Consider the following 16451-nt stretch of genomic DNA (forward strand, 5'->3'; position numbering starts at 1 on the left):
ATCTATTGGTCCTACAAGCCCCGTTAGGGCTGTAAGACCGGTGGAATTCCAGAGTGAAACCCTCGAAAATTATTCGTATGTAACGTTTTCAGCAGTATATCCATCATTGTTGGCGCTGATTTTTGCTGTGTCTTTCATAACTACATCTTTAATCTCAGTGATTGGGCCACCATTGGTGAGGAATAATTCAAGTGGTGCACTTTTATTCCAAGTGGTGTTTGAGATATTTAATTTTTGTACCCCATGAAAATACATAGAAGCGCCAGACCTATGGGTAGGGCCTTGACCTACATTAGTTAAAACATTGTCTGTAACTGTTACGATTGGGCCAAAGGTGCTTTCGTCTGTTCCGCCTCTGTAAACCGTAGCGACTTCTTCTTTTACATCTGTAAAGGTGTTGCCAGAAATAACTAGGTTTTCAACGCTGTAAACACCTAGGTCATCCACTTCACGGTTTAACTGCAAAATAGCGCCAGTGATATTGGTGAACTCTGAGTCTAGGATTTCAATGGTGTCAGCGAATGTGCCGGCATTAGCTTTGAAAAAGTAGAAATAACCATTTACGTCAAGATCTGTCACCTTGATATTGCGTACAAACAAGGTGTAGTTAATGTTCATTGAAGTGCTACTGGTACTAATCACATTGTTACCTTTGTAATCAGGTGATTCTGCTCCATCAAACCAAAGGTTTTCAACTTCTAACGCACCACCATTTTCGATGTTAATGAAGTTTGGTTTTTGCGAACGAATAATAGGTTTATCACCCGCTGCGGCCATAATAGTAATAGGGTGGTGTACTTCAGCGAATTTAGTTAATAAGTATTCGCCGCCATTTTCCAGAACTAAAGTATCGCCAGCATCACTTGAACTTAATGCTTCAAGTATGGTGTCGGTTCCTGATTTTACATTAATAGTTTTGCCACTTTGAAAGGCAATAATAGCTTCAGTTTTTGGATAGAAGCTTGCACCCACTTCATCTTTAGTTACTGGAAGTTTCACTTCACCGAAACCAATCTCATCAAGTAGCGTTTGATCAGGGCTTTTTAAGCCGTATTGGTTAGTAGAGACTGAATAAGGGGTGCTAGCAAAGCCAGATGTTATTGGGGTACTAGCTTCTTCATTTAGGTAATTACCTTCAAAGTTAATCCCTGACATATCGTCATACAGGGTAAATGGGGTTAAGTTTGATTTACCCAAAATGATATTGCCTTTAAACTCTGAGGTTGTTGGCGGAGCAGAACGTTCTTCGTCAGAGCCTGCGCCCAATTCAATGTGGTCACTATCAATTACAATATTGTTGTTCATTGCTGAGTCGATAACCGGATCGTAACGGTTAGGCGGTGAATTTGGTACACCATTCATAATAACTAAAGCGCCCCTTAATCGTTTACCCGTTAAGCCATACATGTAGTTGTTGCTCACCGACTGGCTTTCATTGATGATGCGAATGCCGCCGGTATTTGGCTTACGATTTCCTAAAAAGTAATTCCCTTCAACTATAGTGAAGTGGCCATGGCGCATCGTTAGGGTGCCTTGGGTTTCAAAAAACACGTTGTTGATTAACGAGTTACCACTAGATTTATTAGAAATGATTTCGTGTTCACCGTTAGTGCGGTCAAAGTAGTTAAATTGCGCAGTGGTGTTTGAATATTCACGAGAGAAGTGGCTGGTGCCTATTCTCAAGGTTTCGCCACCATTAGAGCCAAGTATTTGTCTTGGTCCAAAGTAATTGTATTCAATTAAGTGATGGTTTTTACGGCTACCTTCTGAGTTCATGCGAACTGCAACGGTTACTCCACGATTTCGCTTATTAACTAAAGAGTTGTGATCAAGTCGATTGTTTTTACCGTACATGGCAATCCAAAGGTCTGACATGGGTCTGTCTTCTGTACTAAAGTTATCGATAACAACATTAGTTACTCTGGAATTGTTCGCTAAATCATCATTGGAAGTTCTAAAAGAAATAACTTCGCCAGTGGGGGTGGAGCCGTTTTTAAACACCAGCCCAGAAATAACAATGTACTCACCAGAAAATGCCAAGTTAGACTGACCTGTGATAATCACCTTACCTGGTGTTTGGGCTTTTAATTCTATGGGCTTCTCAGCAGTTCCCATAGCCTTAAATACAAACTCAACATCGGTCCAGATACCGTCTACAAGAACTACTTGGTCACCGGGTTCTAGTGTTTCCACTACTTCATCGAATTGTTCGATGTTTTCAACCAGTTTGATTGAGCTGTCCGCTGTTTGTGTTTCCGAGCAAGAGAAAAGTGCAATACTTAGCGCAAGCAATAAAAAGTGTAATCTAGACACTTTTGACATGTTGTTATACTCCTAGTTAAAAAATTACTCACTGAAAAGCTAATGCTTTTCAGCTCCATATACAATCTCACACCTAATATGAAGTTGACGATATCCAATATAAGATAACTTATATTCAATACCACCCTTAAGTTTATTTACATAGGTACAGACGGGCTGACTACTAAATTAGAAAACGTGACCTTGGTATAATCACCGTTTGCTAAATCGGTTTCCCAATTTCCTGTTCCTGCACATGCAGGATAGCGAAAACTGAGTTTTACATCTTTGGTACTACATTGGTTATAGGCTCCAGCTTTGAAATATAATATTTCTTGAGCGTAGGCCGTTGGGTAATCTTTCGTATCTTTCTCACCATTTGCATCGGTATTATCTGCAAGATTAATTTGGTGATGTACGGTTTTATGACTTGGGCTCGTAAATACAAGGTGCATGACATTTTTGTATATGTTTACCGTGTAACTGAAATCCTCTCCTAAAGCTATACCGCTTGCTCCTGGGTCTGTGGCGTCATCCCAATTACTCCCCCACACAGGATATGAGATATCGGTTCTATTTGGATCATCGGTAGCTAGGTTTCTTTCATAGGTCCAATACACAGAGCCCTTTTCATGATTAGGCCATTTTTTATAGGATATTTTTAAGGGTTCGTTACCCCATCCAAAGCCTGGGATTTGTTCTTCATCTTTAACTTGATAAGCATGAACTTGACCCACTACCACTGAGTAGGCCGGGGGCTTATTGGGGTAAGTCGCATTTACAGCAACGTGGTCAACATGCAAGGTGGCCTGTAATTGGCTTCCAATTGATGCAAATTCATCCGCATTATTATGAGCGGCTAACGCAAAGTTGTTGGCTAAGTCTGCTTCTGAAATAGATTGATCAAGGCCTCGGATCATATAGCGCAGTTCACTACGAGTGTTAGTAGAAGTGCGCTCTGTGGCTGCTTTATTCGGGCTTGCAAACACCATATACTGATTATCATCAAGATAAAAAAAATCTGGATGTTGATAGCTTTTTAGTTTGGCCACATCATATATATCCGATACTTTATCATTGTCATCATCCATAGGTACGGTGAGGTACCAATGACTTAAATCAAACTTATTGGCTGGCACTTGAATATTATTTGTTTTGTTTACATCAACAGGCTCACGGGAGCTGCCACAACCACTTAAGATAATACTTAAAATTGACGCCGTTAATGTTGCTTTTTGTATGGTCATAAATCATCCCTTTAGAATAATGCTTAAATAAGTGAACAAGCCGTTCTGTTCAAAAAGACCCTTTGGGATTTATTGTGTAACGTTAAAAATCGCCCTATAAGGGGCGATTGATTTTCATGTTTGTTGTGTGTTTAAAAAAGCGAAGCCAGTTACCTGTTAGGGTGAAAGACTTCGCTGACACACAAATTAAAACTTACCACGCAAACCAAGAGTATAACGAGCATCCGATTCGCTATATTTCCAAATACTATCTAACTCAGTTGAAAAGGTAGTTGGCTCACCCAATAAGTTAACTACATTAGCAACAACGGTAAAGTTATCGTTAATGTCGTAGCTAGCAGAGAAATCTAGTTGACCACGAGCATCACGGTAGTTATTACCTCTTGTCACATCATCAGCGTCAGCAATAGCTAATGCACCTACAGGACGAACACGTTTTTCATCTTGAGTATCTAAATAACTATCACGCCAGTTATATGCTAAGCGAAGCTGAATATTCTCACTTTCCCAATATATTTGACCGTTAAATTGATTTTTTGAAGTGTCTAAAAGTTGGTTACCATCTGGTTGTTCACTATCAGAATAAGTGTAATTCACATTAACACCTAAACCAGGGACGAAGCTTAGCTGTTGCTGGTAGGCAAGCTCTAAACCTGCAACTTTACCGCTACCACCATTAACGGTTGTATCAATCACAATACCCGTTAAACCAGCGTCACGTCGAGCTTCAACAAAAGCAAGATCTTGGCCTTGAGAAGTGTTTGCCTGAATAAGATCTGGGTTATTAACACCCACGCTATCTAAGAAACATACGTCTACAAATTCTGTTACGTTTTGACCTAGAGCTGTATCTGAACTAGCTAAACAAAAACTGCTGCTTTGTGTAAATGATTCTACATCTTTATAGAAAATTGCAGCAGAAGCCACACCGCCTTTACCAAAGTAATGCTCGACTGATAAATCATATTGAGTGACACGGAATGGGTCTAACTGGTAAGCACCTTGATCACCTGTTACTAATGAGTTGTCAATGTTTACTGCAGGGCTTAAGTCACCAAAGCCAGCACGGCGCATTACTTTAGCTGCCGCAAAGCGTACTAATGTTTCTTCACTTAAATTATAAGTCGCATTAATACTTGGTAGAAAATCAGAATATTCATTAGTATTAGATTGGTCAATAATGCTTGATGTTAGGTCCGTTTCTACATAACGAGCGCCGACAATGGCCGTTAAGTCACCAAAGTCTAAATCAAACTGCGTGTATAAGGCTCTAGTTTTTTCTTCAATGTGCGCATATGAACCATTATTTGCAACCATGTTGTCTTCAAGGCTACCCGTTAATTCATGACTCGTTCCAGTAAGCATGCGCTGAACTCTGTCATAAGTACCTTCAATATCGTAAGCGAGTAAAGCTGCATCATAAACAAAGAAGTTTGTTAATGCATTACCACCAGAATCACCATTTTGTTCAAATGTGTTGCCGTGGTTTATTGTTGTGAACCCTCCAAATTCTTCATTAAAATCATTCACAAAAGTTGGAGTTACAACACCATCAACTGTAACGCTTGTTTGTAAATTTTTAAGCTCGCTACCACCGACTCCGTCTCCGCCACTATTTCTTAAATCGGCACGAGTAAGTTCATAATCACGATCAGTAGTACGAATCCCCATTTTAACTGATGAAAGGAATTCTAAACTTGCAAATGGTTCGGTGTATTCAACATCAATTCTAAATGCTGTTTCTTCATTATCAGTGTTATAACGTTGATGGCTAAATTGGCGAATAGCTTGGTTTTCACCATCTGTTATAGCTGTTGGATAAGAGAAAGTAAGTCCTGGAACTTGATCGCCTACTTCATTCAGTGTGACAGTTAGTAGGCGTTCTGTAACAGTACCGTCAGCATCATATAATTCGCGATCGATAGGACGTAAATTAAACTCAGATTTACGACGTCGTTCCTCTGATGTTGTATAAGCAATTTCAGCAGAAATAAGCAGCTGATCAGTGATTTGGTATTCACCACCAAGCGCATTTGATACGGTTTCGCTAGTTGTAAAATCAGATTGAGTTTTAGGCTGAACAAATGCACTACCAGAACCAAAGTTATTGAGTTGGCCTTGCGCATCGCCATAAGCGTTATCCAAGATTAAATCATCATAATCTTTACTATCATTACCGATAGCATAAGCTTCTTGACCACCGTCAAGTTCAGTTGAATTTATATCTAAATAAATAAAGCCATCACTACTTTGAGGAGCCCATTGTAGAGATAGACCCAATGCTGTACGTTCACGTTGCTCAGTTTTTTGCTCAAGAGTATTCTGGCTTCTAACTAAGTAGTTCCCACTTGGAGAGTTAGATTGATCAATATTACCATCACCGTCTAAATCTAACGCTGTAGGCGTAACTAAAGTAATATATTCATCACGACGTAACTCACGGTCTTGATAAGCTAAAACGGCTGAAGCACCAAAAGTACCAGCATCACCAAGGTCCCAGTTTTTACCTCCTGAGATATTGAATTTCGGCGCTGTATTCTTAGTTTTGTCTGCATATTCAGCGTCTAAAGAGAAAGCGACTAAAGGCTCATCTAATTCTAATGGACGAACAGTCTTCATGTTGATTGTTCCGCCTAAAGAACCTTCAATCATTTCAGGCGTTGGCGATTTAATTACCTCAACTGTTTTTAAGAAGCTTGATGGGAAATCTTCTAAACTGATACCATTACGAGCACTACCTGATGTAGAACGACCATTTAACTCAACACGGTTTTGGGAAATACCACGAATGGTAACACTATTACCCACGCCAAAATCTGAGCTGATTGAAACACCCGTAATACGTTGCAATGCTTCAGCAATGTTATTGTCAGGTAATTTACCAATATCTTCTGCAACGATGGCGTCTACTATACGCGAATCAAAACGTTTTAAACGAGCTGATTCAGCGAGGCTGCCTGCAATACCTTTCACTTGAATAACTTCCACTCCAGATGATGCTGTGTCGGTTGTTTCTTGTGCGAAAGTCGGTGCAGCTAGCAATGTCGCTAGTGTTGCCCCGAATAATTTAACATTTCGATTGGTGTGTCTATGCTGTTTAAACATTGATGTAATTTTGTTCAGTTTCATTGGTATCTCCGTAGTTTATATATTTCCTGTACCGCTTATTTATATATACAGGAGATATATCAATTCTCAGCCCAGTAGAGCCAGTGTAAATCTAATATATTAGTTGTTGTTTTTATATATCAGATGCATTTTAAGTTTATTTGTTCTAAAATCGCAACAACTTTTTAACAATAAATTGTAAAAATCAACAAAAAGCCGCCAAACTATTGTTTTTGCTAATAAAGATGTAACAATTATTTCAAGTACTATTTGGTATAACGTTTTTTGCTGGGTGTGAGGGGTTGCAACCCTGCGCCAAAGATGCGGTATTCATTGCTTTTACTTGCAAGCATCTTATATATGGATATAAGGTGTGGTGATTTTAGAATAAGAGGCTATTAACGTATTTAATGAACACAATTAACTTCGAAATTAAAAGTATCGATAAAATTATAGCCTCAGGTATTACCAAAGAAGGCAGCTTAGTCGATCAAATTTATTGGGTTTTAAGGGACAATATTATTAATTTGTCTTTACCTCCTGATATGCCTTTAGTAGAAAAAGAAATCGCTTCTATATTCGAGATTAGTAAAACTCCAGTCAGAGAAGCACTCATTCGCTTAGCCAATGATGGCTTAGTACAAATTATTCCTAAAAGCGGCAGCTATGTTACTGCTATTAGTTTAGAGAGATATTTGGAAGCCTGTTTTATCCGCACTAACCTTGAAGGTGGTTGTGTAAAACGGCTCGCTGATAAAGGCATTAGTTTATCTGAACAAGTACAGCTAAAGGCTATTATTACTGAGCATAAACAAATCGATGAAAGTAACACCAACCCTAACAGCACCTACCATAATTCACCTTCATACGAGATAAACGAGTTGTTTCATCGTACGCTTTTTGAATATGCAGGAATTGTTGGGGCTTGGTTATTATTAGATAGTTCTAGAGCCGAAATTGACAGGGTTAGAAATTTAAAAGCTATGATTGGTATTGATCGTAATACTTCGGTGATTAGTGAGCATTCCGATATTGTTGATGCCATCATTAGCCGCGACCCGTCACGGGCGAAAAAAGCCATGATGTATCATATTGGTGATGTGGATGATGAAATGGAGTTTATTTCTAATAATCCAGAATTCATTCGGGCAATGGATGTATTCAATGCTGTTATCAGTGAACAAAGCAACCGTCGTAATGCTAGTCGATACAACGGTAAATTATTTGTTGGTAATCGAGTGGTGTTTTAACTAGCGACTAAAGTTTGCCGCAATTCGCATCTTTAAGTAGTCTTCTGCACTTATGGGGGGGTAGGTTTTTTTAGGCCCCTGAATCGTTACATTTTTATTAGCTTGACAGAAAAAAGCCATACTATAACGTGGATTTTTGTTTTCTCCTTTATGGGGCATTCTTACTCTATGTAGAGTTGATTTTAGCTGGTCATCACTCCAGCGCATTAACATATCCCCTATATTACATGTGATCACATCATCTAATGCCTCTACTTCACACCATGATTGATGAATTGAAGCATCTTTTCCGGCACATACTTGCAACCCAGCTTGTCCCTTTTTTTGAAATACCATAGTTAAGCAGTCATAGTCTGTGTGTGCTCCAGCACGCCATGTATTTTCGGGTAATTCAGCGTCCTCCGAAATGGGTAGGTAATGCAACAGTCTTAGGGTACTTTGATAATCGGCTTGAGTTCGGTCGTGAGCAACCGTAAAAAAATTTCTTTCAAACCCAAGTTTATAGGCAAAGCATTGTAAAACCTTCATACCAAGCTGCCAAGCTTGATGCTCTAAGGAAAGAATGTGAGTTTTAAAAGTGGTCAATTCTTTAGTGTTAGGCCATAACCCTTGCATACGTGGCAGGGTGACTTGATAAGACTCTTTCTGATCAGCCACGCCAGTTGAAGGGCGCACTTGTTCCATATATTCCCAACCCGCATTTGAGCCATTTTTTAATGGATATTGGCCCTTAATAGACTCAGGCAAGTCAAAAAAGGCTTTGGACTCAGAAAACCCTTGGGTGATACTTGAGAATGGCAGGCCGTGATTCACTAGTTGAAAAAATCCTACTTCAGTAGCTGCATCCCATAATTGATTAGCTATATCTTCAAAACGATTTTCAAACTCAGTTAAATCAATCTTAGGAATGCTGATTTCTTGCATGTCAGATTTTACTTGGCTAAATGCAGCTTCTAGCTGTAATTCTTGAAGCTCGTAATTAGATTGCTTTGTTTCTGTTTTTTTCATTTTACTCTCTTAAGTTTATGTAATAAGAGCAATGCTGACCTTACCAGCGCTTCTACTCTGGTTGCCATTTATCGTGGCGTGAAAATGGCTGATAAAATTAATGGGTTATAAACCAATATATTTAGTGTCAGAACTTGTCTTTCGGCAGACTCCAACGAAAAAATAAATATTGAATCAACTGAACTGTTTTAAATAATAACAAGCTTAATGTCGATAAAAGTAGCAGGGCTGCAAAAGCCTGAGGGATTTTAAAATATGAAGTGGAGAATTGCACAAAGTAACCTAGTCCTTGTTCAGCTGCGACAAATTCAGCCACCACTGCCCCAATGATCGCTAAAGTTATAGCGACTTTCATACCACTAAAAATATGTGGCACAGCATAGGGTAAGCGAATATGCCATACCTCTTTTACTGCAGATGCTTTTAAAGATTTTGATAACTCTATCAATTCTTCTGGTGTTGACATCATGCCAGTTGTTGCGGATACCACTAAAGGAAAGAAGGTAATTAGGCAAGTAATGGCAAGCCTGGGGGCTTCACCAGCTCCCATGATAACCACTAACAATGGGGCGATAGCGACAACAGGAGTTGATTGGATAATAACCAAAATCGGGTACAGGGTCTTTGCTAAAAACTTAGACTTAACCATAAAAATAGCTAAAGGTAAGCTTATTACTAAGGATAAACAGAATCCTAATATAGCCACCCTTAGCGTGGCCCATAAATGTAACCCCCAACGAGAGGGGTCAACCGCAATAAATGCCTGATAAATTGCCGATGGGGCAGGTAACAGAAAATTTGGGATTTCAAATATCCTCACCATAACTTCCCAGATTGGTAGTATGGCTAGCAAAGTAAACACTGGAAACAGTTTGCTGGTAGAGAAATTAAGCTTTCCTTTAGTCATTTTTATCTCCAGAAACAGAAGAGCACGCATTAGTATTCGGATGATAAATTAACTGGCGGATTTGATCAGTGTAGGCGCTAAATTCTGGTGTGTTTATGGTATTTAACGACCTAGGTCTGGGTAGGCTAATGGTTATATCTTCAATTATATGAGCAGGTCTTGGGCTCAATACTAATACTTTATCGGCTAGTAAAACCGCTTCGGATATTGAATGGGTAATAAACAATACAGTTTTTGGTTTTTGCCGCCAGATATCTAATAACTCAAACCCCATTTGTTCACGGGTGAGGGCATCTAAAGCTGAGAAAGGCTCATCCATAATTAAAATTTCGGGATCCATCAACAAGGCGCGAGCAATACCGACTCTTTGTTGCATACCACCAGATAATTGATCAGGCATGTGCTCAGAAAACTCACTTAACCCCACCATATTCAACATGTTCGCTGCTGACTCTTTGTTTTTTCTAGAAACTCGGCCCTGCTTATATTGGATAGGAAACAACACGTTCTCTAATACGTTTTTCCAAGGTAGTAGAGTTGGCTTTTGAAACACTATACCCGTATTCGACTGTGGTTCTGCAACAGGGTAGTCATAAATAGAAACTTGGCCTTTTGTTGCTGGAAATAAACCCGCTAATAGTCTAAGTAAAGTTGATTTACCGCACCCTGAAGGCCCTAAAACTGCAACAAATTCCCCTTTTTTAATTGAAAAATTTATATTATCTAAGGCACAGACGTTTTTACCATCCTCTGTTTCGTAGGTATGGCCAACACCTTCAAAGGTGACGTGGGGAAGCATTTTTATTGACTCTCTACTTTAAGAACGCTTGTTTTTTCATCATTATTGGTTGCGACTGGGGAAATAGCTTCCATAAAGCTACGGTTTATGGCTTCTTCAGGCTCTATAGCGTCTAACTTAAACCCTTGAGATTGTGCTACATAAGACCAAGATGTTGCTAATCTTTCTGGGTTAATTATGCCTAAGCCGTGGGCGTCACTTGCGTTGTTATAGACTAAACTGCGTATATTAATAATAGTGTCTAGGGCGATTTGGGTATCCACTTCTGGCACCAGTTTATGCACAATTGCAGCCGATTCTTCAGGGGAAGCCCATGTAAATTCAATGGCTTTTTGAAAAGCGACTAAAAAACGTTTAGCCACATCTGGCCGGGCTTTTAAAAATTTGTCAGTGCCTACAATTACTGTTGAGTAAAACTCTAAGCCTGCATCATACCAAGGCATAACGTGAAGTTCTTTACCAACAGTAGCGACTTGTGATTGGTACTTTACTGTATCTGTCATCCAAGAAATAATCACGTCGGTATTACCTGTGGCTAACATGGGCCCTAAGGCTCCTGCATCTACTTTTATAATGCGGATACTGTCTTTAGGGATGCTATTTAGATTTAAAAGCAAAGGTAAAAATACTACGGATGAACTAAAAGCTGAGGTTGCAACTCGCTTTCCTTTTACATCTGCGACCGATTCAATACCAGAGCCTTTTAGAGAGAAGAATGCGTGGGGCGCTTTACTAAAAACACTCATGATTGCAGAAACGGCTAATGGTTCTTGCGCTTTAGCTGCGAGTAAAGAAGACAAGTCGGCGTAACCTACATCAGCAATTCCCACTCCTAGTTTGGTTAATGAGTCTGATGATCCCTTACCGTGAGAAATTTTCACTTTGATGTTTTGCTCTGCAAAAAAACCTTTACCTATGGCAACGTATAGTGGTGCTTTATCGCCCCCAGGCAACCAATCTAGTTGAAAGGTTACTTCATCCATTCTTGCAGCTTGGGAAGTCGCACAGAAAAAACAAAGAGCTAACATAACACGGGGAAATAGTGGTTTCTGCATTGTTGACCTCATTACAAGCTAAAAAAGATTAAGTCATGACTGTAAAATGTCTGATACTAAAAGTGATTACTAGCGAGGGTAAACGATGAGATTTATAAACTATTTTAATTAGCAAGCTCACACCCAAGTCAGTTAAACCACACTAACTAAACGTTGTGAGCAATGTCCTAGTGCAAACGTGTGTCAAGACACTTACGATTCTTACCTGACAGCTTCTACTCAAAGTTTGTGTACTGATTTCTTGCAATTCATTTTTAGCTGTTCGAAATCAATATAGAGTCAGAAATAGCAGTTAATGTGCCAAATTCAATGTGTACTGAAAACCTTATATTTAAAGGTGGTTGATTGGATTTTAGTTTTGATTCATGCATTAACATTGTGCAATTAGTTCAGTTCGCCCCAAAAGTACCCAATTTTTTTGTGCTTATAAATGAGCTTTGCCTCTTGGGGGATATTCGATATAGTCAGATTGTTTGCCTAATCAAATTAAGTCGTTAGCATGTAACTATGGCTTCGTTGTGACCCCAAGGAATATTTCTTGAATTACCTTATTAAAAACGCGACTGGGATCTTAGCGTCGTCAACAATTAAAACGACAAGTCAGTTTCAATCAAAATCAGAAAGTGCCCCCTGTGACATACGTATAAGCCAAGGCCTGATCAGCGAAATTGGTCAAGGATTAGAGCTAATTAACAATGAGACCTTAATTGATGCTACTAATTGTGTTATTTATCCAGGGCTAATAAACACTCATCATCACCTAGCTCAAAGTGTATTAAAAGGTATTCCAGCAGGGTTAAATTCGGGGTTAGGTGATTGGTTAGCAGCGGTCCCTTACCGTTTTTGGCCTAACATAGATGCGCAGCTTATGTATGACACTGCAACATTGGGGCTGGCTGAGTTATTACGCTCTGGTGCTACAACCTGCTGTGACCATCATTATTTATATCATGAATCTGTGAGCCCTGAAGTTGAAGAGGCTGTTTGGCAGGCCGCGACTGATATTGGTATGCGCTTAGTTCTGTGCCGAGGAGGAGCAACATCTATTGGAAGTCACAAAGGCTTAAAAGGAGGAGGTATTCAGCCCGAAACGGTTGAGCAAATGATAAAGCGTTTAGATGATAGCCGGTCACGCTATCATCAAGCAGATGCCAACGCTATGCGGCGTTTAGTCGTGGCTCCCACTAGCTTGATTCATAGTACTAAAGCTGAAGATTTAAAAGCATTGGCAGCATATGCTAGACGCCATAGTTTAAAAATGCACTCTCATTTGTTAGAGGTAGACTTTGATGAACGCCAATCACGCTTGTTACATGGTACCTCAGCGGTGCAATATGCAGAGGAGTGTGGTTGGCTGGGAGAAGATGTATGGTTTGCACATTTAGTAAAGGCCTCAGCGCAAGATATTGATTTATTTGCTAAAACTAGAACGAGTATTAGTCATTGCCCTACTTCTAACTGTCGTCTTGGCAGTGGTGTAGCGCCTGTGATTGCCATGGAAAACTCAGGAATGAATATCACCTTGGGCGTGGATGGCTCGGCGTCTGCTGAAAACGCCTCTATGATCCAAGAGCTAAACTTAGCTTGGTTGTTACATAGAAGTATTCATGGGCCCGAGGCTACCAGTGCAGAGCAAATAGTGAAGTGGGGGAGTCAAAATGCGGCAAAGCTTTTAGGTTTAGATGCCATTGGTGAAATAAAGGTAGGTAAAGCGGCAGATGTAGTCTTGTTTGATATGAGTCACTATCGATACTGGGGTAATCATAGCCAGACCTTAGCTCCCGTTATTGCTGGTGAGCCAGTAGAAGTAAAAACAGTATTAGTTAATGGCAGAATGATTGTAAATAATGGGGAGATTAAAGGTATTGACCTAGATAAAACTCAGAGCAGTTTGATTCAAGGTTTAGTCAGGTTAAAGGAAAAGGTTGGTAATTTTTAAATGTTTAAATAACTTTCAAGATTGTGAACGATGTTTCCCCCTTTAACTACGAACTAGCAGGTTAAAGAGGGAGACTAACTATTTAGCTATCTAAATAGTTTTCTAAATCATCACCTTGTTGGCTTTCAACATCTTCCGGGTCAATTTCTATCACAGGAATGGTTTGATCTACGCTAAAGTGTACACAGCTTGATTGAGAAAAATTTGGTACGTTATCATAACTAAATACTGCGTAATATTTAGGTTTGTTAGGGTTACCAAAACTATCATAGGTGTATTCATCTGGCCCACCGTACAACTTTACTCCGTCAAAAGGTGAACGCGGCGGATGAAAACAGTTTCTCACTACAAATGAGCCTACAAAATCAGGATCTTTAGGGTTATCCCAAAGGATTTTAACTTTGTTATTTTCAATTTTGGTACGAATGTTCGTAGGTGACTCTAGCGGCGTTTTCTTGCGCTCAATATACTCTACTACCAATTTAGGTTGTAAGTTTTCAGTAGGACTATTTACCCATTCAACTAATTCATCTTGGCCATCTCTAAAGCCTGAAGTTGCTCGAATTAAAAAGAAAGCTTGTTTATTGTCTTGATAAAGGTTTTCTAACTCACCTCGGCTATAACTATCAAAATCAAAATAATGGGTCTTTTTATTGCGAAGTTCTGCATTGCTGACTTCATAACCAATATATTGAATACTTTCCCTTTGTTTCATGCTCTCGAAACTGAGTTCTTCAAAATCAGCCAATTCAACTGTAAATCGAATATCTTTCTTAGGCCCAAGTGAGTTGTGATTAGACAGCTGCAAGTAGGCATTGGTAATCACTGTGCGTTTAGGGTCTGGCATCGAGTGCATGGCAAATGCAAGTTGTCCGTATATTTTGTTGCCATCTTTGTCGTATCCAGTTTGTAATTTTCTGGTGACGTTACCTTCAGCCATTATGGTATTGATACTGGTTGGTGATATCTCAACTTTATTTGCTTGACGGGTATAGATAATTTCAAGGTTAGGGCGGTAATGTATACCTGAACCAAAGCGGCCATAACCAATGTCAAACTGCATCATTTGAGAATCTGCGCCATTGGGTAAAGTGGTTGGTCCGTCGATACGCATCAATACTTTCCCAGTTTTTAACTGTTCTTGCAGAATAGCGCGCTCTTTACCGTTTAAAGGCCAATCACTCCACACTCCCTGAGTTACTCTGTCAGATTCTATTGTTTGCCCAGAATGAATGACAGTCGCGTTAGCAATGTCGTTATAATCACGAATATTAGGCACACTGGACGCGTCTAAGAATGAGATCCCCCACTCACCATAGCCTTCTAATTTGGCACTGACTCGGTTCATTGGATACAAAGAGAAGCAGGCTTCTTTAATTTCTGCGTCGTCAGGTAACCTATCAAGAGAAAATTCAATTACGCCATAACAAGCACCGCGGAATTTATTTACACCAATAAACAGCGAGTTTAATCCAAAGTGTTCATGGTTTTTTTCTTGGGTATACTGCCCCACGTAACCAATTTGGTTAGCTGGCGGAAACAGAGTTTTGCTAAACTGCTCGTGGGCCAATAAAGTTCTAATTTTTACTTCAGGGGCGTATGGGCCTTTTATTTTGGTTTCTAAGGAAACACTACGAATTTTATAAAAATACAATTGCCCACTTTTAAGCTGTATGTCGCTAAAACTTAATGATTTAGTAATACCGACTAAATTATCATCGGTACAGGGGCTTTTATGATGGGTATTTCGATAGATCTCAAAATACACATTTGCATCTTCTGGGTATTCCCACTCTAGCGTTATACTATTTTCGGTTACTTCAGACATATTGAAGTTATCAGGTCTGCTAGGTGCTAGATCTGAATAATTAACTGCAGAGCGCAGCGCATGAACCAAGGCTGGAATGTTTTCGTTCACACTCTCAGACATGTTTTCCATATAGTCTGGAATATTTTTGGTCCCTACTTCTACAACAGTGGCTAATATGCCCTTACTGTAATAATACTCGCGGCCACTGCCATTGATTAGGTTTGTGGGGGGCTTACCTCTATGAATTCCGTATTTTCTGCCGGTCACTTTTTCAATTTCAAATGCCATGTTGGCACAAAGGGTATTTAGATCTGTGGTGTCGATTTCAGCTTCGTGATCAAATTTATGGGCGGGGAAAAACACATTTCCTTGGGAGTGGTAATCCAGAGAAACCGTAATGTTGCTATGATCCGCCACAAAATCTCTTATGGCTTGGGTTTCTGGTTCTGAAAACGCACTAGGGCCACCATAAATATTCGATGATGGGTCGCTTCTTTCTTTAAATCTTACACCGAAGTTTCGATTAAGATCGACACCAAAAGTACCGTCACCATTGTTACGACGATTTTTACGCCAAAATGAAAAATGGGTTCGGGAATATTCAAAACCATCAGGGTTAAGACAGGGTACTATGTATAGTGTATTGCGGGTTAACGCATCTTGTAACTTAGGGTTAAACTGATAGTTATCAATTATATATTTGATAAAGCTATTGGCTAATTCTATGCCTATCCATTCACGGGCGTGAATAGTTCCTGTGTATAACAGTGCAGGCTTTTTGTCGGCATTGTGTACGTCAAGACTGATGGTCGCCAACATAATAGGGCGTCCTTCCCATGTTTCACCGATGCTTTGAACTTTTATTAAGTCTGGGTAATCCCGGGCTGCATCGTCTAAAAACTCCATGGTTTCTTTGTACGAAAAATACTGTTTTTTCATCTTTTCTCTTAACTATTTTGAGTAATGTTTAGCCTATAGGCCCCATTAGCCTCATAGGCGCAAATAAATGCGCCAATACTAGTTCCAT

At 39.6% G+C, this 16451-nt stretch carries 10 protein-coding genes; 2 read left to right on the top strand and 8 right to left on the bottom strand.

The features are described from left to right. Window positions 1-69: 69 nt before the first annotated feature. The 3 genes from ABJE44_RS10445 to ABJE44_RS10455 all read right to left on the bottom strand — a co-directional run bounded on the left by ABJE44_RS10445 (window position 70) and on the right by ABJE44_RS10455 (window position 6677). Window positions 70-2322, bottom strand: coding sequence for a polysaccharide lyase 6 family protein (locus ABJE44_RS10445; RefSeq protein ID WP_348110654.1), 2253 nt, complete (start codon window positions 2320-2322; stop codon window positions 70-72). Between the two features lie 137 nt (window positions 2323-2459). Continuing rightward, a complete protein-coding gene (locus tag ABJE44_RS10450) occupies window positions 2460-3548 on the bottom strand; it encodes a polysaccharide lyase family 7 protein (protein WP_348110655.1) in 1089 nt (362 codons plus the stop codon). A 186-nt stretch (window positions 3549-3734) separates the two neighbouring features. Beyond that, the gene (locus ABJE44_RS10455) at window positions 3735-6677 is read right to left on the bottom strand and encodes a TonB-dependent receptor (protein WP_348110657.1); all 2943 of its coding nucleotides are present in this window, start codon (window positions 6675-6677) and stop codon (window positions 3735-3737) included. A gap of 389 nt (window positions 6678-7066) precedes the next feature. Between ABJE44_RS10455 and ABJE44_RS10460 the strand changes: the two genes are divergently transcribed. Further along, entirely contained in the window at window positions 7067-7906 is an 840-nt protein-coding gene (locus tag ABJE44_RS10460) for a GntR family transcriptional regulator (RefSeq protein WP_133469618.1), read from the top strand. Here the strand turns inward: ABJE44_RS10460 and ABJE44_RS10465 are convergent, their stop codons facing one another. The 4 genes from ABJE44_RS10465 to ABJE44_RS10480 all read right to left on the bottom strand — a co-directional run bounded on the left by ABJE44_RS10465 (window position 7907) and on the right by ABJE44_RS10480 (window position 11675). Continuing rightward, window positions 7907-8914: a 2OG-Fe(II) oxygenase family protein gene (locus ABJE44_RS10465; protein ID WP_348110659.1), complete on the bottom strand. Its 1008-nt coding sequence runs from the start codon at window positions 8912-8914 to the stop codon at window positions 7907-7909. Window positions 8915-9041: 127 nt separating this feature from the next. Next, window positions 9042-9821: an ABC transporter permease gene (locus ABJE44_RS10470; protein ID WP_348110661.1), complete on the bottom strand. Its 780-nt coding sequence runs from the start codon at window positions 9819-9821 to the stop codon at window positions 9042-9044. Then, on the bottom strand, window positions 9814-10620 hold the full coding sequence (locus tag ABJE44_RS10475) for an ABC transporter ATP-binding protein (RefSeq protein ID WP_348110663.1): 807 nt from the start codon (window positions 10618-10620) through the stop codon (window positions 9814-9816). The genes ABJE44_RS10470 and ABJE44_RS10475 overlap by 8 nt, the downstream gene beginning before the upstream one ends. A 2-nt stretch (window positions 10621-10622) precedes the next feature. Continuing rightward, window positions 10623-11675: an ABC transporter substrate-binding protein gene (locus ABJE44_RS10480; RefSeq protein ID WP_348110664.1), complete on the bottom strand. Its 1053-nt coding sequence runs from the start codon at window positions 11673-11675 to the stop codon at window positions 10623-10625. Window positions 11676-12213: 538 nt separating this feature from the next. Here ABJE44_RS10480 and ABJE44_RS10485 point away from each other — a divergent pair. Then, a complete protein-coding gene (locus ABJE44_RS10485; RefSeq protein WP_348110665.1) occupies window positions 12214-13614 on the top strand; it encodes an amidohydrolase family protein in 1401 nt (466 codons plus the stop codon). Window positions 13615-13696: 82 nt separating this feature from the next. On the opposite strand, the gene ABJE44_RS10490 is transcribed toward ABJE44_RS10485, so the two are convergent. Beyond that, window positions 13697-16363, bottom strand: a complete 2667-nt coding sequence (locus ABJE44_RS10490) for a M14 family zinc carboxypeptidase (protein ID WP_348110666.1) — start codon at window positions 16361-16363, stop codon at window positions 13697-13699. Between the last annotated feature and the right edge of the window lie 88 nt (window positions 16364-16451).

Source organism: Paraglaciecola sp. (assembly GCF_039942875.1).
Lineage (GTDB): Bacteria > Pseudomonadota > Gammaproteobacteria > Enterobacterales > Alteromonadaceae > Paraglaciecola.